This window comes from Nonomuraea sp. NPDC000554 (genome assembly GCF_040300065.1).
Taxonomy (GTDB): domain Bacteria; phylum Actinomycetota; class Actinomycetes; order Streptosporangiales; family Streptosporangiaceae; genus Nonomuraea.
On the sequence record NZ_JBEPDC010000020.1, the window covers coordinates 76269 to 93732 of the forward strand.

18 protein-coding genes are annotated in these 17464 nt (G+C 72.0%); 8 read left to right on the forward strand and 10 right to left on the reverse strand.

Features of this window, described 5'->3' with window-relative positions:
- Window positions 1–28: 28 nt before the first annotated feature.
- Window positions 29–1012: an NAD(P)-dependent oxidoreductase gene (locus tag ABT294_RS32580; RefSeq protein ID WP_350810141.1), complete on the reverse strand. Its 984-nt coding sequence runs from the start codon at window positions 1010–1012 to the stop codon at window positions 29–31.
- Window positions 1009–2535, reverse strand: a complete 1527-nt coding sequence (locus tag ABT294_RS32585) for a serine/threonine-protein kinase (RefSeq protein ID WP_350810142.1) — start codon at window positions 2533–2535, stop codon at window positions 1009–1011. The genes ABT294_RS32580 and ABT294_RS32585 overlap by 4 nt, the downstream gene beginning before the upstream one ends.
- Before the next feature lie 140 nt (window positions 2536–2675).
- Between ABT294_RS32585 and ABT294_RS32590 the strand changes: the two genes are divergently transcribed.
- Window positions 2676–3797, forward strand: coding sequence for a CaiB/BaiF CoA transferase family protein (locus ABT294_RS32590; protein WP_350810143.1), 1122 nt, complete (start codon window positions 2676–2678; stop codon window positions 3795–3797).
- A 6-nt stretch (window positions 3798–3803) separates the two neighbouring features.
- Here the strand turns inward: ABT294_RS32590 and ABT294_RS32595 are convergent, their stop codons facing one another.
- The 6 genes from ABT294_RS32595 to ABT294_RS32620 all read right to left on the reverse strand — a co-directional run bounded on the left by ABT294_RS32595 (window position 3804) and on the right by ABT294_RS32620 (window position 9123).
- Window positions 3804–4535, reverse strand: a complete 732-nt coding sequence (locus ABT294_RS32595) for a hypothetical protein (protein WP_350810144.1) — start codon at window positions 4533–4535, stop codon at window positions 3804–3806.
- A gap of 85 nt (window positions 4536–4620) precedes the next feature.
- Complete coding sequence (locus tag ABT294_RS32600; protein WP_350810145.1) at window positions 4621–5700, reverse strand: glycosyltransferase family 4 protein; 1080 nt, start codon at window positions 5698–5700, stop codon at window positions 4621–4623.
- Window positions 5700–6050 (reverse strand): hypothetical protein, encoded by a 351-nt coding sequence (locus tag ABT294_RS32605; RefSeq protein WP_350810146.1) that lies wholly within the window; start codon window positions 6048–6050, stop codon window positions 5700–5702. The genes ABT294_RS32600 and ABT294_RS32605 overlap by 1 nt, the downstream gene beginning before the upstream one ends.
- The gene (locus ABT294_RS32610) at window positions 6047–6751 is read right to left on the reverse strand and encodes a hypothetical protein (RefSeq protein WP_350810147.1); all 705 of its coding nucleotides are present in this window, start codon (window positions 6749–6751) and stop codon (window positions 6047–6049) included. The genes ABT294_RS32605 and ABT294_RS32610 overlap by 4 nt, the downstream gene beginning before the upstream one ends.
- A gap of 10 nt (window positions 6752–6761) precedes the next feature.
- On the reverse strand, window positions 6762–7826 hold the full coding sequence (locus tag ABT294_RS32615; protein WP_350810148.1) for a glycosyltransferase family 4 protein: 1065 nt from the start codon (window positions 7824–7826) through the stop codon (window positions 6762–6764).
- Between the two features lie 79 nt (window positions 7827–7905).
- Entirely contained in the window at window positions 7906–9123 is a 1218-nt protein-coding gene (locus ABT294_RS32620; RefSeq protein ID WP_350810149.1) for an FAD-dependent monooxygenase, read from the reverse strand.
- Window positions 9124–9215: 92 nt separating this feature from the next.
- Between ABT294_RS32620 and ABT294_RS32625 the strand changes: the two genes are divergently transcribed.
- Window positions 9216–9752: a TetR/AcrR family transcriptional regulator gene (locus tag ABT294_RS32625; protein WP_350810150.1), complete on the forward strand. Its 537-nt coding sequence runs from the start codon at window positions 9216–9218 to the stop codon at window positions 9750–9752.
- A gap of 10 nt (window positions 9753–9762) precedes the next feature.
- Here the strand turns inward: ABT294_RS32625 and ABT294_RS32630 are convergent, their stop codons facing one another.
- Window positions 9763–10215 carry a GyrI-like domain-containing protein gene (locus ABT294_RS32630; RefSeq protein WP_350810151.1) on the reverse strand — a complete coding sequence of 151 codons (453 nt, stop codon included), beginning with the start codon at window positions 10213–10215 and terminating at the stop codon, window positions 9763–9765.
- A gap of 96 nt (window positions 10216–10311) precedes the next feature.
- Here ABT294_RS32630 and ABT294_RS32635 point away from each other — a divergent pair, with 96 nt between their 5' ends.
- The 5 genes from ABT294_RS32635 (at window position 10312) to ABT294_RS32655 (ending at window position 16213) form a co-directional block, all read left to right on the forward strand.
- Entirely contained in the window at window positions 10312–11751 is a 1440-nt protein-coding gene (locus tag ABT294_RS32635; protein WP_350810152.1) for a GuaB1 family IMP dehydrogenase-related protein, read from the forward strand.
- A gap of 146 nt (window positions 11752–11897) precedes the next feature.
- Window positions 11898–12272: an FKBP-type peptidyl-prolyl cis-trans isomerase gene (locus ABT294_RS32640; RefSeq protein ID WP_350810153.1), complete on the forward strand. Its 375-nt coding sequence runs from the start codon at window positions 11898–11900 to the stop codon at window positions 12270–12272.
- 145 nt (window positions 12273–12417) lie between these two features.
- On the forward strand, window positions 12418–13944 hold the full coding sequence (locus ABT294_RS32645; protein WP_350810154.1) for an ATP-dependent DNA ligase: 1527 nt from the start codon (window positions 12418–12420) through the stop codon (window positions 13942–13944).
- A gap of 308 nt (window positions 13945–14252) precedes the next feature.
- Entirely contained in the window at window positions 14253–14945 is a 693-nt protein-coding gene (locus tag ABT294_RS32650; protein ID WP_350810155.1) for a septal ring lytic transglycosylase RlpA family protein, read from the forward strand.
- A 191-nt stretch (window positions 14946–15136) separates the two neighbouring features.
- Entirely contained in the window at window positions 15137–16213 is a 1077-nt protein-coding gene (locus ABT294_RS32655) for a hypothetical protein (protein WP_350810156.1), read from the forward strand.
- 146 nt (window positions 16214–16359) lie between these two features.
- Here ABT294_RS32655 and ABT294_RS32660 read toward each other — a convergent pair whose 3' ends face one another.
- Window positions 16360–16908, reverse strand: a complete 549-nt coding sequence (locus ABT294_RS32660) for a DUF1707 and DUF4870 domain-containing protein (RefSeq protein WP_350810157.1) — start codon at window positions 16906–16908, stop codon at window positions 16360–16362.
- 178 nt (window positions 16909–17086) lie between these two features.
- On the opposite strand from ABT294_RS32660, the gene ABT294_RS32665 reads away from it, so the two are divergent.
- Window positions 17087–17437 carry a hypothetical protein gene (locus tag ABT294_RS32665; RefSeq protein ID WP_350810158.1) on the forward strand — a complete coding sequence of 117 codons (351 nt, stop codon included), beginning with the start codon at window positions 17087–17089 and terminating at the stop codon, window positions 17435–17437.
- Window positions 17438–17464: the final 27 nt, after the last annotated feature.

Consider the following 17464-nt stretch of genomic DNA (forward strand, 5'->3'; position numbering starts at 1 on the left):
AAACTGTTTATCGTGCCAGGTGAAACGCTTACGCGGAAGGCGAATCCGGAAATCTCCTACGGAGGATCGGGGAAACGCCGTTCAGCACGTGGGCCACCTCGCGGCCGTCGAGGGCCGCGGTGAGGTTCTCCATGACGGCCCCCAGCAAGCGCCCGGTCGCCTCCGGCGTAACCCCCGCGACGTGCGGAGACAGCAGGACTCCTGGCAGGTCGCGCAGCGGGTCGCCGCCCGGCAGGGGCTCGGTCTCGAACACGTCCAGCGCGGCTCCGGCGAGGTGTCCGGAGGCGAGCGCGGCGGCCAGCGCGCGCTGGTCCACGACGCCACCTCTGGCGGCGTTGACGAGCAGCGCGCCCTGCTTCAGCCGTCCGGGGTCGACGAGGCCGCGGGTCTCGTCCGACAGCGCGATCACCACGACGACCACGTCCGAGGAGTCCAGCAGCGTCGGCAGGTCCGTGTAGCCGGGGTCCTCGCGCGGGGTGCGCGTCCAGTACGACACCTGACAGCCGAACGCCCTGAACAGGCCGGCGCAGGCGGCGCCGATGGGGCCGTAGCCGACGATGCCGACGCGCCGGCCGTGCAGTTCGCGCGGCTGGAGGCTCTGCTGCGGCCACTCTCCCGCGCGGACGGCGGCGTCGGCGGCGCCCAGCCTGCGCGTCAGCGACAGCGCGGCGGCGACGCACCACTCCGACACCGCGACGGCGCTGACACCGGCCGTGTTGGCCAGCGGCACGCCCGCCGCGGCGAGCGCCGGGGAGTCGTGGCCGTCGACCCCCACCGACGGCTGCTGCACGAACGCCAGGCGCGGGGCGGCCGCCACCGCCGCCGCGTCGAGCGCGAGCAGCCCCGACCAGTCGCCCAGGACGATCTCCGCCTCGGGCAGCGCGTCGAGCAGCGCCGCCCGGTCGCGGGAGGCGGGCACCCGCACGTCCACCCGGTCACCGAGCGGGGCGAGCAGGCCGCGTAGCAGTTCCTCGGGGAGGGGCGGCAGGGCGAGCAGGTTCCAGGGGGTCACGCCTTGACCGTAAAGCTGCCGATCACCTGCCGCATCAGCGAGGCGTTGCGACGCCACTGGGTCTCGGCGACGGTCCAGGTCAGGATGTAGGCGGTCTGGCCGACCGTGATCGCGCGCTGCACCTCGTGGTAGCGCCGGCCGCTCATGGCCCACGGCGTGTCGCCGCCGCTTCCGGCGGTGTAGGTGAACTCCCACTCCACGGCCTTGGCGCCCTGGTGGTTGACCGCTCCGCGGCGGACGACGCGCAGGTCGGGGGCGCTCTGCCGGAGCTCCTCCTCCGAGTCGCGGGTGATCTGGTGCGGGTCGAGCGTGGCGTAGACCGCCTCGACGCCGAGGTGGGCGGTCCTGTCGGGCCGCGTCCACTCGGTGTAGGACTCCTTACGGGCGCCCCTCCAGCCGGTGGGCCGGACGATCGACCAGCCGTCGGGCGACTTCCACGCCCGCACGAGCGGCACCACCCTGGTCGGCGTGGGGGTGGGCGTGGAAGTCCGGGTGGCGGTCGGCGTCGCGCTGGGCAGCGCGCTGGTGGCGGCGGCCGGTTGGGCGATGGGCGGCGGGCTGCTGCCCTGCGCGGGCGAGCTGAGTTTGAGATAGGTGATGCCCCCCGCCGCGACCACCACCGCCGCCACCGCGGCGGCGAGCAGCGTGCGGCTCCCGCGGCGCTGTTTCGGCGGAGCCGGTTCCGGGTCCACGGGCGGGGCCTTGACGGCGATGATGTCGGCGAGCAGCCGGTCGGCCTCCTCCGCCGTCACCCGCTCGTGCGCCTCCTTGCGCAGCAGCCCCTTCAGGATCGGATGCATGATCGGAGGGATCCTGCGGTAGTCCGGCTCCTCGTTGAGCAGGGCGTTGAGCGTGGCCATGGGGTCGCCGCGCTCGAACGGCGAGCGCCCGACCAGGGTGGCGAAGAGCGTGGCGCCGAGCGACCACAGGTCGGAGGCCGGGCCCGCCTCGGCGGCTCGCACCCGTTCGGGGGCGAGGAAGCTCGGCGAGCCGGTCACCATGCCGGTCTTGGTGAGCGACGGGTCGCCCTCGGCGGTGGCGATGCCGAAGTCGGTGAGCACGGCCCGGCCGTCGTCGGTGAGCAGGATGTTGCTCGGTTTGACGTCGCGGTGCAGGATCCCGACCTCATGGGCGGCACGCAGCGCCGACAGCACCTGCCTGCCGACGTCGGCCGCCTGCCGCACCGGGAGGGCGCCGGTGGTGGCCACGACCTCCTCGACGGAGGGGTGCCGCACCAGCTCCATGATGATCCAGGGACGGCCGTCCTCCTCGACGACGTCGTAGACGGCGACGACCGACGGGTGGTTCAACCTGGCCGCCGTGCGGGCCTCGCGGGCGGTGCGGAGCAACTGGCGTTCTTGCTCGGCGGGCGGCACCCCTGGCGGCAACAGCACTTCCTTGACCGCGATGGGCCGGTTGAGGAGGGTGTCGTAGCCCTCCCAGACCACGCCCATGCCTCCACGGCCCAGTTCGCGCTGTAACTGGTACCGCTGGGCGATCAGCCTATTGCTCTCCGAAACCATGTCCAACCCCTGTAGAAGCCCCGAACAGTGGGCAAGTTTCCCATACCTCACTCCGCTGTGGCGGGTGGTCCGCAAGGCGGCTTGCCACAGCTCACCGAATGTTGTTCTACTAGGGCGGACTCGCCAGCTAAGGAGATCCCATGTCTGAAGCGCGGCAGGGGCCGCTGTCCGGGGTGCGGGTGCTGGAGCTCGCGGGGCTCGCACCCGGGCCGTTCGCTGGGATGATGCTCGCCGACCACGGCGCCGACGTGCTGCGGATCGACCGCGTCCGGGCCGTCTCCGACAGGCCCCGTACGGACGTCATGGACCGCGGCAAGCACACGATCGGCCTGGACCTGAAGTCGCCGGAGGGCGTGGCGGCCTTCAAGAAGCTGGCCGGCAAGGCCGACGTGGTCATCGAGGTGTTCAGACCCGGCGTGGCCGAACGGCTCGGCATCGGCCCCGACGACCTGCACGCGGTGAACGAGCGCCTGGTCTACGGCCGGATGACCGGCTGGGGCCAGGACGGCCCGCTCGCCCCGACCGCCGGGCACGACATCGACTACCTGGCCGTCTCCGGAGTGCTGTCGATGCTCGGCCGCGAGGGCGGCAAACCCACTCCGCCGATCAACATCCTGGGCGACTTCGCCGGCGGCGGCCTCATGCTCGCGTACGGCGTGCTGCTCGCCCTGTTCGAACGCGAACGCACCGGCAGGGGCAAGGTGATCGACGCCGCCATGGTGGACGGCGCCGCGCTGCTGTTCTCGATGTTCTACCACGGCGTGCAGAGCGGCGGGTGGGGCCCGCGCGGCACCAACCTGCTCGACACGGGCGCGCCCCAGTACGACACCTACGAGACCGCCGACGGCGAGTACGTGGCGGTCGGCTCGCTGGAACCCCAGTTCTGGGACGCGATGGTGACCAGGATGGGCCTGACCGACCTGCCGGACCGGCACGACAGGAAGCAGTGGCCCGCGCTGAAGTCCCGCCTCGCCGAGGCGTTCAGGTCGCGGACCCGCGCCGAGTGGGAGGCCGTGTTCGACGGCTCGGACGCGTGCGTGTCGCCGGTCCTCTCGATGCCCGAGGCGGTCACGCACCCGCACAACGTCGCCAGGGGCGCCTTCGTCCAGGTCGGCGACGTCCACCAGCCGCTGCCGGCCCCCCGCCTGTCCGGCGCGCAGGAGCCGGACCTCTCCCCGGCCACCCGGCTGGACGACCTGACGTCCTGGGGCCTGTCGCCGGAGGAGTCGGAGAAGCTGCGCTCGCAGGGCGTGCTGGCCTGACGGAGGCTACGGGTTCCGAGCGGCCCGAGCCGCTCTGGCGCGGGCGAACTGGTCGTCGAAGCGGCGCGGGAACGGCAGCATGCGGTGCTTGTGCCGGTACGGCGCGGTCTGCCGCACCACGTTGAACCCGGCCGCCGAGACGATCCGCTCGGCGGCCTCGAACAACGGCCAGGCCGGGTAGACGGCCAGCTGGGTCACGTCGTCGGGCAGCCCCGGCGGCGCGGCGGGCGACACCAGCACCAGCCTCGGGCTGACGCCCTCCAGGGCGGCCGTCTCGCGGGCGTAGCCGAGCAGCTCGGCGATCTCGCCCGGCGGCCCCGAGTGGACGACGAGCCACTCGCCCGGGGCCGCGGGCGAGGTCCGGGGCGGGGCCGGCGGGTCGACCAGGGTGAGCGGCAGGACCTCGTCCGACACCTCGCGCAGGTAGGCCAGGTGCGGCTCGCTGACCGGCTCCATCAGGTACGTCGTGGCGAACCGCAGCGGGCGGGCGGGCAGGAGCGGGCGGTAGGCGTCCCAGCGCAGCAGCCTGGCCAGGTGGACGGTCCTGGTGCCCGGCGGGGCCGTGGACGCGTCCAGCTCACCGTCCAGACCGGCGGGGAAGGCGTCCACGACGAACGGGGACCCGGGCCCGGGCCTGCCGCCGATCGCGGCGGGCTCGCCCCGGTGCAGGGTGTGCAGGAAGGCGCGGACGCGGGTGAGATGGCCCAGGCCGCCGCCCCGCGCGTAACAGACGATCACGCGACCTCACGGACCATCCGGCAGGCGCGTACGCGGAAACTCACGGCAGGCGCCCATCCGACCTCGCGAACCCCACCGTGGACGCTCATCCGACCTCGCGGAACACCCGCAGGTAGCCGTCGGTCTCCGCTGACACCGTGAAGTCCCTGCGCACCCGTTCGGCCGCCGCCGTGCCGAGCTTGGCGAGCTGGTCGTCGGTGGCCCGCGCGGCCCGGTCCACGGCCGCGCGGCACTCGTGCGGATCGCCCGCGCGGAAGCGGAAGCCGATCTCGTCGTCCACCAGGTCGCCGAGCCCGCCCGCGTCGGACGCGAGCAGCGGCACGCCCAGGGCGGCCGCCTCCAGCGCGACGTTCGGCAGGCCGTCGTAGAACGACGGCAGCGCCACCAGGTCGCACGCCGCGTAGAGCGCCGGAAGCTCGTAGCGGTCGAGGAACGGCAGCCTGGTGTGCTCGACCGGCACCTCCAGGTCGGCCTCCAGCTCGCCGACGAGCAGCAGGTGGAACTCCGCCGCGTGCCCCGAGGCGGTGAGCGCGTCCAGCAGGAAGCCGACGCCCTTCTTGTTCTTGAGCTGCCCGATCAGGCCGATCGTCCGCTTGCCCGCCGCCGCCCGCCGGACCTGCCCCGACGCGCGCTCGGACGGCAGGATCTGCCAGCTGGACGTGTCGATGCCGTTGGCCACCCAGCGCACCTCGGCGCCCGGCGCCAGGGCCGACACCAGCGGCGCGTGCGACGAGGCCACCACGCACACCCGCGCGGAGGCGCGCAACGCGTCGAGCAGCGCGCTCCGGCGACGCAGGGAGAACACGCCGGTGTCGAAGTCGTTGCCGCGCAGCAGCGTCACCAGCGGGGCGCCCAGCCACGCCGACAGGACCGGCGCGGCGAGCATCGCGTACGTGCCGCCGAACGCCACCACGTGCGTGTAGGACTCGCCCGACAGGACGGTCCACAGCCTGCGCAGCGCGTGCTCCGGGTTGTCCTCCAGCGGCACGGTCAGCAGCCGCCCGCCGTGCTCGCCCGCGACCTGCCACGGCCTGGCGCGCCTGGTCAGGTGCGCGACGTCGGTCTCGACGCCCGCGGCGCGCAGGCCGCGGACGATCCTGTCGCACGACTCGGCCATCCCGCCCCTGCTCGGCGGGTAGTGCTCGGTGATCCACAGCAGTCGCATCAGCTGTCCACGAAGTCGCGCTCGTCGCCGTCGTCGAAGTCGCTCTCGCCGAAGTCGCCCTGGTCGTCGGGGTCGAAGGCGCCCCTGTCGTAGTCGTCGAAGGTGGTGTACCAGGTGGGGTCGGAGTAGGTCGAGGCGCTGCTGTGGTAGTGGTGGGCGCGGAAGCCGCTCGTCCAGAACGGGTCGTACGGCGAGCCGTAGCCCTGGGCGGTGGCGCACTCCGGGCAGAGGCCGCCCGGCGCCACGTGCCGGTCGCAGATCGGCCTGCCGCAGCCCGCGCAGCCCGCCACCGACGGCCTGCCGCACCGGCCGAGCACGAAGAAGCCGGTGCTCACCAGGCACGGGGTCATGGGGTCCTCCTGGTCCACCTGAACAGCTCGGTCGCCACCGTCATGATCAGCGGTAACTGGTCGCGCTCCGAGGGCACGGGCAGTTTGGCGCCGGCCCTGATCACGGTCTTGGCCCCGGGACGGACCTTCACCTGGATCCACGGCGGCGGCGGGCTGCCCGGCTGCGCCGCCGCCTGGTTCTTGGCCAGCGAACGGGTCGTGTGGACGCGCTGCACGGACTTGGTCTTGGTCTTGGCCTTGCGCTTCCCGCGCGGGTTGACCTTGACCACGCGGCGGTGCCTGACGTGGTCGGTGACGCTCAGTTCGAGCAGGCCGCCGTCACGCAGCTCGGAGCGGGCGCGCAGCCACGGGTCGCGCACCCACCACTCCCGCACACTGCGCACCGGACGCTGGACGGGCAGCTCGCGCGGCGGGCTCGTCTTGCCCGGCACGTCGTGGCCGCGCAGGTCGGCGTCGATGGAGACGGAACCTCTGCCCGCGTCCTCGCACAGCACCCGGATCAGCGGCACGAGCACGCTCTCGGTGCGCGCGGGGAGCCGCCACTTGCGCCTGCGGACCAGCGCGTCGTGCCGCGAAAGGCTGGCCAGCAGCGCCTCCCACTCCACCCTGGGGAGGGTGGCCGACAGCGTGTGCTGCCAGACCAGGGTCTGGTGCAGCGGGTGGAACTGGGCGATGGCCGCCCGGGTCTTCCGCCAGAACATGGCTGGAACCCTACACACGCCGGTAGACGGCGGCGAGCCTCGCTCGGGACTCGGACCAGCTCGGCACCCGCGTCCTCGCCCGCTCCGCCATCGCCTCCGCCGCCTCCGCGTACTCCAGCAGGATCCTGATGGCCCGCGCCAGCTCGGCGGGCCGGTCGGGCGCGACCAGCCGTCCGTCATCGCCGAGGATCTCCCGGACCACGGGCAGGTCGGACGCCACGACCGGAGTCCCCGCGGCCATCGACTCCAGGATCTTCAGCGGGGCGCAGCCCTGCTCCAGGTTGCGCGGGCAGGCGGTGAGCGGGGCGACCGACACCTCCGCGCCGGCCAGCCAGCCGGCCACCTCGTGGTGGGGCAGGGTGAACCGCCACTCGACCCGCTCGGCCACGCCGAGCCGTTCGGCCAGCCGCCGCAGCGGCCTGGCGCGCCGCTCGGGCACCGACGAGCAGATCACCAGCCGCAGCCAGTCCAGATCGGCCAGCCTGGCGAACGCCCGCAACAGCACGTCCACCCCCTGCCAGCGCTGCAGGGCCCCGACGTAGACGACGTACCGCCCCACGCCCGCCCGCACGTTCTCTGGCGCGCTGTCGCAGAGGTGCACGACCGGGTCGGCGGCGTTGGGGACGAGGTGGATTTTGTCCTGACCTATCCCGTACCGGCGAACGCAGTCCGCGATGACGCGGGAGGGGACCACGACGGCGTCGGCGCCCGCCAGGCAGTGCGCCTCCAGGTCCCTGAGCTTGGCCAGGGTGGCGGGCGCGGCGTGCGGCCAGGTGTGCGGCAGCTCGATCGACGGCAGCCCGTTGACCTCGTACACCACCTTGTGCCGGTGCCCGAGCACGGGCAGCGCGCTCCACGGGTCGCGCACGTGGACCAGCTCCAGCGTGCCGAGGTGCGGCGCGAGGTGCCGGGCGACCCAGTGCGAGTACGCCTCGGCCCGGTCGATCAGGTTGGGGATCTGCTCGTCGAACCGGGCGATCCGCACGTCGCCCTCCCGCTGATATCGGGGCAGCCCGCCCCCGCCCAGCACTCCCAGCAGCCCCCCGCCGTACCCGTGGAACAACTCAGCCGCCATCTGCCCAATGTGGACGGCGGACCCCTTGCTTGAAGGAAAGCGGTCGAAGGCGAAGTACGCGGCACGCACGGCGCGCATTCTAGTGAAGGACGCCTTCGTAGGCCGAGTAGTCCTTCAACGCGATCGAGTCGTGCAACCGCACGCCCTTGCTGCTCAGCTTGGTCGCGGCCCTGGTCAGCCCGGCGGGCAGCAGGTTGACCAGCCGCACCCCCTGGGTCAGGGCCCACAGGTCGGCGCGGCTGCCGGGCACGATCCGCTTGGCGGCCCCGATGGCGAACGCGCGGCCACGCCGGACGTAGTCACCGAGCTCCGCCTCGTAGGAGGGGAAGGCCCGCGCGTGGTCGCCCCCGTACGCGGCCAGCTCCCCCGCCAGGACGTACGCCCCCACGACGGCCAGGCTGGTGCTGCCGCCCACGGCCGGCCCCGGGCAGTAGCCCGCGTCGCCGACGAGCGTGACCCGCCCGCGCGACCAGGTGTCCATGCGCAGCTGGGTGATCGAGTCGAAGTAGAAAGCGGGCGTGCCGTCGAGCTCGTCCAGCAGCCGGGGCACCTGCCAGCCCATCCCGGCGAACCTCTCGCGCAGCAGCTCCTTCTGCCGCGGGACGTCCCGGTAGTGGTAGTCGAGCTGCTCCGGCGTCCTGAACAGGAAGAGCGCCCGCGCGTCCGGCAGGTGGGCGGCGCTGTAGAGCCCGGCCATCCGGTCGACCCCGGCGACGCCCTCCATCCGCTGGTCGAGCCCGAGGAAGTCGGGGACGGACACGACGGCCAGGTAGGCACCGATCCAGGCGGAGAAGCGCGATTCCGGCCCGAAGACCAGCCGCCGGACGTTCGAGTGCAGCCCGTCGGCCCCGATCACCAGGTCGAACCGGCGGGCGGGGCCGCGCTCGAAGGTCACCTCGCCGTCGTCGGAGATCGACGTGATCGAGTCGCCGAAGACGTACTCCACGTGGTCGCGGGTGGCGTCGTAGAGGATCTCGCTGAGGTCGTCCCGCATGATCTCGACGTGGCGGTCGGAGATGGCCGTGAACACCCTGCGGAGCTCCAGCTCCACGGGACGCTCGTCGCCCTCCCTGTACATGGTGAGCCGGTCGGTGCCCGTCTTCCTGTCCAGGATCCGGTCGAGCACGCCCATCTTCTCGACGATGTCCATCGCGGGCCTGAACAGGTCGATCGCGTGCCCGCCCGTCTTGCGGAGCACGGGAGCCCGTTCGACGACGGTGACCGTGAAGCCGTACCTGTCGAGCCAGTACGCCAGGGCGGGTCCGGCGACGCTGGCGCCGGAGATGAGGATCCGCATGGCTGACACCTCCTTACTTAACGGATGGTAAGTCGGCTCGACAGCATCGCACAAGGGCTTACTTAACGATAGGTAAGGGATAGGCTGGTGTCGTGGCCAGGCAGACAGACACCAAGGCGCGCATCCAGGCGGTGGCGCGTGAGCTGTTCGTCCAGCAGGGCGTGCAGAACACCAGCCTGCGCCAGATCTCCGACCGGCTCGGCATCACCAAGCCCGCCCTCTACTACCACTTCGCCTCACGCGACGACCTGGTGAGGAGCATCGTCCAGCCGATGGTCGAGGACGTGGAGCGGTTCGTGGCGGGGCGCGAGCCCGGTGACCCCCGCACGCTGCTGGAAGACTACTTCGACCTGATCTGGCGGCATCGCGAGGTGATCGTCATGGTGGTGCGGGAGATGTCCACGCTGGCCTACCTCGACCTGGGCGAGCGCATGTTCGACTGGCGGCGGCGGCTCATCACGCTGCTGCTCGGCGAGGAGATCACGCAGGCGGCGCACATCCGCGCGACGGTGGCGCTCGGCGGGATGGCCGACTGCGCGGTGGAGTACGCCCACCTGCCGCTGGACGAGGTCAAGGACGTGGCCGTCGAGGCGGCCGCGGCGGCGCTGGGACTCCCCGGCCCCGCCTGACGGCCGCGTGTCAGACGGCGATGTAGAGGTCGGCGCCGTCCCTGTGGTGCACCTCGAGGTCGGTGGTGAACGCGCGGCCGGGGGCGGCGCCCGACTCGGTGTGACTCCACACCTGCTGCCACGCCTCCACGATCGCCTGCGGCAGCTGCCCCCGCGCCTCGATCCGCAGCGACTTGGCCGCGGGCACCCGCACCGCCACCATCCCCTCGGGCAGCCTCGGCACGGTCCGCACGCCGATGCCGACGATCTGGGTGTACGCGCCGTTGTGGTCGCTCTCGTAGTCGGTCAGGACGGCGTACAGGTTCTCGTCGAGGCGCCCGGGCACGTGCGCGAACGCCCCCGGCGCGCCCGCCCGCTGCCACAGCGCGGGCAGCTTGGCCCTGGCCGGCTCTCTCTCCTCGGCGTTCGTGGTGCGCACGGCGAAGCCGACCACCGTCAGCTCGTCGCGATCTGTGACCTCCACAGGTCCTCCATCCCCCATAAGTTTCCCGGCCGATCATAAGGCCACCAGAAACGGGAAACCCCCCTGTTGACCTGTCAGCACATAAGATGGACGAACGTGAAGTTTCTTAATGGCCTGGAGCCTCAGTACGACCTGACCTACAGCGACGTGTTCATGGTCCCGTCGCGGTCCTCGGTCGGTTCCCGGCTCGAAGTCGATCTCTCGACGCACGACGGCACGGGCACCACCATCCCCGTCGTCGTGGCCAACATGACCGCGGTCGCCGGGCGCAGGATGGCCGAGACCGTGGCCAGGCGCGGCGGCATCACCGTGATCCCGCAGGACATCCCCATCGACGTGGTGACCGACGTGGTCGACTGGGTCAAGAAGCGCGATCTCGTGCACGACACCCCGCTCACGCTCACCCCGCACGACACCGTCGGCGAGGCCCTGCAGCTGCTGCCCAAGCGGGCGCACGGCGCGGTCATCGTGGTCGACTGGGAGAACCGGCCGGTCGGCGTCGTGACCGACGCCGACTGCCAGGGCGTGGACATGTACACGCAGCTCTCCCAGGTGATGTCGAGCGAGCTGCTGACGCTGCCCGCCGGTCTGGAGCCGCGCCAGGCGTTCGACCGGCTGCACGAGGGACGCCACCGCCTCGCCCCCATCGTCGACGGCGACGGCCGCCTGGTCGGCATCCTGACCAGGACGGGCGCCCTGCGCGCCACCCTCTACCGTCCGGCGCTCGACGCCCGGGGCAGGCTGCGCATCGCGGCGGCCGTGGGCGTGAACGGCGACGTGACGGCCAAGGCCAAGGAGCTGCTGGAGGCCGGGATCGACTGCCTGGTGGTCGACACCGCGCACGGGCACCAGGAGAAGATGGTCTCGGCGCTGCGGGCCGTACGCGCCCTCGCCCCGGACGTCCCTCTCGCCGCCGGAAACGTCGTGACAGCTGAGGGCGTGCGGGATCTCGTGGCCGCCGGAGCCGACATCCTCAAGGTCGGCGTCGGCCCCGGCGCCATGTGCACCACCCGGATGATGACCGGCGTCGGACGTCCGCAGTTCTCCGCCGTCCTGGAGTGCGCCACCGAGGCGCGGCGGCTCGGACGGCACGTCTGGGCCGACGGCGGCGTCCGCCACCCGCGCGACGTCGCGCTCGCGCTGGCGGCGGGAGCGGCCAACGTGATGATCGGCTCCTGGTTCGCCGGGACGTACGAGTCGCCCGGCGACACCCGCACCGACGCCGACGGGCGCAAGTACAAGGAGAACTTCGGGATGGCGTCCGCGCGGGCGGTGCGGCTGCGCACCGCCGACGACAGCGCGTTCGAACGGGCCAGGAAGGCGCTGTTCGAGGAGGGCATCTCGACCTCGCGCATGTACCTGGACCCGCAACGTCCCAGCGTGGAGGACCAGATCGACGCGATCGTGGCCGGGCTGCGCTCCTCCTGCACGTACGCGGGGGCGGGGAACCTGGAGGAGTTCCACGAGCGCGCGGTGGTCGGCATCCAGAGCTCGTCCGGTTACACCGAGGGCATGCCTCTCCACCAGAGCTGGTGACGGGGATCGGGCGGGCGGTCGTGGTCACCGCCGCGACGCGCCCGGTGAGCAGGAACTCGGCGGGAGAAGGGGCCACCATGGACGATGGCGATATCCCGACCGCATAGAGTCGTCGGGTCCATTCACATCGTCCACAGGAGCACTTCGTGGCACTCGAAAAGCCGGAGATCGACTTCCCGGGGGGCAACCCGCCCGCCGACCTGGAGATCGTCGACATCACCGAGGGCACCGGGCCCGAGGCCAAGCCCGGCCAGAACGTCAGCGTCCACTACGTGGGCGTCGCCTTCTCCACCGGCGAGGAGTTCGACGCGTCCTGGAACCGCAACCAGCCCTTCGAGTTCCCGCTGGGCGGCGGCAAGGTCATCGCGGGCTGGGACCGCGGCGTGGCGGGGATGAAGGTGGGTGGCCGGCGCCAGCTGATCATCCCGCCGCACCTGGGCTACGGCAACCGCGGCGCGGGCGCCCGTATCAAGCCGGGCGAGACCCTCATCTTCGTGGTCGACCTCCTCGGAGTCAGCTGACCCGCGGGCGGGCCCATTCCAGGCCCGCCCAGTCCCGCGACGGCGGTCGGTTCCGGGAGTTGGTCGTGCGGCCGGAGTCCATCACGCGGTCGGCGCGACAGGAAAGAATGTACGAAATCTCGGCGCGGTGAGGCACGATAGGCGTGTGCTACTGATCGACGTGGTCCGGGTCTCCGAGGCGGTGACGCGGACGTCCGCCAGGCTCGGCAAGGTCGGCCACCTCGCCGAGTTGCTCGGCCGGGTCGGCCCCGACGAGGCGGAGATCGCCATCTCCTACCTGTCGGGCGAGCTGCCGCAGCGCCAGATCGGCGTGGGCTGGCGCACCCTGCAGGAGCTTCCCGAGCCCAAGCTGATCGCCACCGCCACGCTCAGCACCGTCGACGAGCAACTCACCCGCATCAAGGCGATCTCCGGGCAGGGCTCACAGGCGGCCCGCAAGAGCGCCGTCACCCAGCTGTTCGCCGGTCTCACCAGCCAGGAGCAGGCGTTCATGCTCCGCCTGCTCGGCGGCGAGCTGCGTCAGGGCGCGCTCGACGGCGTGATGATCGAGGCGATCGCCAAGGCGTCAGGCGCGCCGTCGGCGGACGTCCGGAAGGCGCTGACGCTGCGCGGCTGGCTGCCCGCGGTCGGGGCGGCGGCGCTGGCCGGCGGGGTGGAGGCGCTGCGCGCGTTCCGGCTCGAGGTCGGGCGGGCGGTCTCCCCCATGCTCGCGGGCAGCGCGCCGAACGTCGCCGCCGCGCTGGAGAAGGCCGGCGTGCCCGCGGCTCTGGAGTGGAAGCTCGACGGCGTACGGGTCCAGGCGCACCGCTCGGGTGACGAGGTGAAGGTCTTCACCCGCACCCTCGACGACATCACCGCGCAGGTGCCCGAGCTGGTCGAGGCGGTGCTGGGGCTGCCGTCCGGCGATCTGGTGCTCGACGGCGAGGTGCTCGCGCTGCGTCCCGACGGCCGCCCGCACCCGTTCCAGGTGACGGCGAGCCGCGCCACCAGCCGGACCAACGTGTCGCGGCTGCGCGAGGAGACTCCGCTGAGCGTCTTCTTCTTCGACGCGCTGCGCGTCGGCGGCGCCGACCTGCTCGACCTGCCCTACTCCCAGCGCCAGGAGGTGCTCGCGCGCACGGTCCCGCAGGCCCTTCTGACGCCTCGGCTCGTCACGTCCGACGTGGCGGAGGCGGAGAAGTTCTTCACCGACGTGGTCAGGGCCGGGCACGAGGGGCTGGTCGTCAAGTCCCTGGCGTCGCCGTACGCGGCGGGCCGCAGGGGCGCCGGGTGGATCAAGGTGAAGCCGCGGCACACGCTCGACCTGGTCGTCCTGGCCGCCGAATGGGGTCACGGCCGCCGTCAGGGCAAGCTGTCCAACCTCCACCTGGGGGCGCGCGACACCGAGGGCGGCGGGTTCGTCATGCTCGGCAAGACCTTCAAGGGGCTGACGGACGAGCTGCTGGCCTGGCAGACAGAGCGCTTCCTGGAGCTGGCCGACGGGCCGACAGAGGAGTGGATGGTGCGGCTCCGTCCCGAACTGGTGGTGGAGATCGCCTTCGACGGGGTGCAGCGCTCGCCCCGCTACCCGGGCGGGATGGCGCTGCGTTTCGCACGCGTCCTGCGGTATCGCCCGGACAAGCGTCCCCAGGACGCCGACACGGTGGAAACCGTCCGCTCCCTCATGCTCTAGACGAGCGTCCGCGCCTCCGCGAGAGAGCGCGATCTTCACGACCCATACGCATGCGGTATGGAAGTCGTCGTTTTACCAGAATCCGGTAGATCCACGGCGTACCGTGGGAGTTCTGGGCAATCTTGTTACTTAAGTGATATATGTCACTGAACGTCCTATTAACTTGCCTTTACCTGCAGTTTGTCCCGTATTGTCCACGTCGCGAGGGCTCCCCCGCCCTCGCTCTCGGGAACGGCCGACGCACGCCCCCACTTCTGTCCCCGTCCTGGCCTTCCCCGTCCTGTCCCCTAATTAGGACCGTGGTTCCCTTGGGCCAGCACTCCCGCAAGCCGTCACGTCCCAATCCGGCCGAGCGCGCGACCGGTCATTCCAAGCGCCGATGGGTCACCGTCGCGGCCGGCGCCGCCGTCGTCGCGGCCGCGTCCACCACCGCCTGGGCCGCCGTCGCCAACGACGACACCCCCAGGTCGACGACGGCACTGGACCTCGCCGCCCCCTCCCCCGCGACCCCCGAACCCTCCACCCCGGCGCCCACCGGCTCCGCGACGCCCAGCCCCGCGACCCCGTCCGCTGCCTCCAAGCCCTCCCCCAAGCCGTCCCCCAGGACGTCCTCCGCGCCCAAGCCGCCGAACGGGGCCCTGCCGAAGGCCGTCAAGACGGAGCAGACGCGGGCGCCCAAGAAGGCCGAGCCGGCCAAGCCGAAGACCCGCGTCCTGTCGTCGGGCACCTGCGGCGCCTCCTACTACGACGAGGGCCAGATGACGGCCAGCGGCGAGCGCTTCGACCCGTCGGCGATGACGGCGGCCCACAAGTCCCTGCCGATGGGCAGCAGGGTCCGTGTCACCAACCCGTCCAGCGGCGAGTCGGTCACGGTCCGCATCAACGACCGCGGCCCGTACATCGGGGGCCGCTGCCTGGACCTCTCCGCAGCCGCCTTCAAGTCCATCGGCAGCATCAGCGCGGGCGTCATGACGGTCAAGTACGAGGTCCTCGCCCGCTGACGTCCCCTGACTGCCCATAAGGACAGCCCTCCCGAGCCGCAGCACAACGCCCGACGCCGCGCCCCCGAGCCGCAGCACAACGCCCGACGCCGCCGCGCCCCCCGAATGGCACAGAGACGACGTGCGAAGGCGGTCAGGATCTGCCGAACGGCACATGGCCGCCGCCCTGTCGGGGGCAGGACGCTGGGCATATGACAACGATCACTGTTCGATCCCCTCGCACGCGCCGGGCGGTGTGGCCCGCGTACGCGGCGGCGGTGTGGTCGCTCGGATACGGCACGCTGGGCCTGTCGTGGGCGCTGGGCGCGCCGGGCTTCCCGTGGGGCCGGAGCGATCCCGACCCCGACGGCGCGCTGTCCATCCTGGCGGGGCTCGACCCCACCCCCGGCGGCTGGTGGATCGCCGGTTTCGGCCTGGTCTGCACGGTCACCGCTCTGGCGCTGACCCGGATGAGCGGGCGCGTGCCGCTGCGCCTCACACCCCTGTTCCTCGCCTGGCCCCTCGCCGCGCTGCTGGCCGTCGTGATTCCCGACTCCCGCGTCATGATGGGCCTGGCGTACACGCCGCTGCTGCTGGTCGCGCCGCTCGCCGGTTGGAGCCTCGGTGGCGTCCAGCTGTCCGATGCCTGGCCCTGGCCCGTCCTCAACCAGCTGCTCTGCGTGCTCGGCGGGCTGCTCCTAGCGGTCGGCGCGGTCGCCTACCAGCGGCGCTGCCGGGACGCGTGCGCCGGTTGCGGGCGTACCGACGAGGACGGCTGGACGTCCCCCGCCGCGGCGGCCCGCTGGGGCCGCGTCGCCGTCTACGTCGCCGTCACGGTCCCGCTCGTGTACTGCGCGACCCGATGGAGCTGGGCTCTGGACATCCCTCTCGGGGTGAGCAAGGAGTTCCTCGACGAAGGCGCCAAGGACGCTCCCGGCATCTGGCTGGCCGGTGCTTACCTGGCCACCTTCGGCGCGGGCGGCGGCCTGCTCACACTCGGGCTGACGCAGCGCTGGGGCGAGATCTTCCCCCGCTGGATCCCCGGCCTGCGCGGCAGGCGGGTGCCGCCGCTGCTCGCCATCGTCCCGGCCACCCTGGTCGCGATCGTCATCACCGTGGCGGGCCTGACGTACATCCGCCAATCGCTCGCCGGACGCTTCCTTCTGTCCGAATGGGGCGCCTGGCTGCCGGAGACGTTCTGGCCGATCTGGGGTGGCGCCCTGGCCACCGCCGCCCTCGCTTACCACCTGCGCAGGCGCGGCCGTTGCCGCCGCTGCGGGCGCAGCTGATCGGAGCCTCGGCCGCCGACGTCACAAGCGGTCGCGCACCTCCGCCGGCTCGCGCACCTCCGCCGGCTCGCGCGCCCCCGTCGGCTCGCGCGCCCCCGTCGGGCCCTGGGCAAGGGCCTGGGGCCGTCGGGCCCCATCACGCGAGGTCACTTGATCAGGCGGACCGTCAAGGGGTAGCGGAAGGAGTTCTCCGAGAGGGCGGAGATGCCTCCAGCGATGGACAGGACGAAGGCGGCCACCCAGATGACCGGGATGAGCACGATGCCGACGAGCGTGAACGGCAGCAGGATGGTGGCGCCCAGGACCGTGAGGTGGAAGTTGAGGGCCTCCACCGCGTGCTGCTTGATGTAGGGCGAGGTCTTGGCCCCCGTCAGCAGCAGGATCAGCGGGCCGACGATCGGGAAGCCGACCACGGTGAGCAGGTGGGCCAGGGAGGCGCCGAGACGTTCGTTGCTCTCCGTAGGCGCATCCGGACGGGCGGGCGGCGGTGCCGGGTAGATGCGCGGGGCAGGGCGGGTGCCGTACAGCTCCGTCATGATGGGCGTCAGGTCACCGTGCGTACGCGCGGTCATCGCGCGTTCCAGGCGCTCGTCGAACTCGAGCTTGTCAAAGCGGCCCTCAGCGTAGGCGGCCTTGACGTGCTCCACGACATGCTCGCGGTCCTGGTTGGTGACGCGCAGGTGAGCCGGCGGCATCTGTCCCGGGCCCGGGGGTGTGGGTACCCCAGCCATAACAGTCATGCCTCTCCTTCGGTTCGGGCAGTCAACGTCCATACTGCGTCCGCGCGAAACGGCGTGGCCATCGGGACTATCCCGGATGTATCCCCTAGATCACCCCGACGCGCGGCGGCTCTTGGCGGTATAAAAAGGATCCATGAGATGGCGAGACCGCTACGGCATCCGGCGACTGCGGGGTGCGAAGGTCGCAAAGTTCGACCGTGAGGCGACGGACGCCGACATCGAAGCCCTCATCGACTTCGCCCGGTCGCGGCGTGGCGTCGAGTTCTACGTCGAGCCGGAGACCTTCGCGACCGACACGACCGCGGTCGCGGTGGCTGACGACGGCGAGTGGACCAGGCGCAGGGTGGGCTCCCCCGCCGTGATCCACAAGGTCGCCCGCGACCTTGCCCTGCCGGTCTACGACGTGCAGCTCACCGGGTACCCGGCGCGCATGCGCGCCTACAACGAACGCCGTCGCCGTGAGGCGAACGGTCAGCAGGACTGACTCACCGACCGCCCTGCTGTGCAGGAC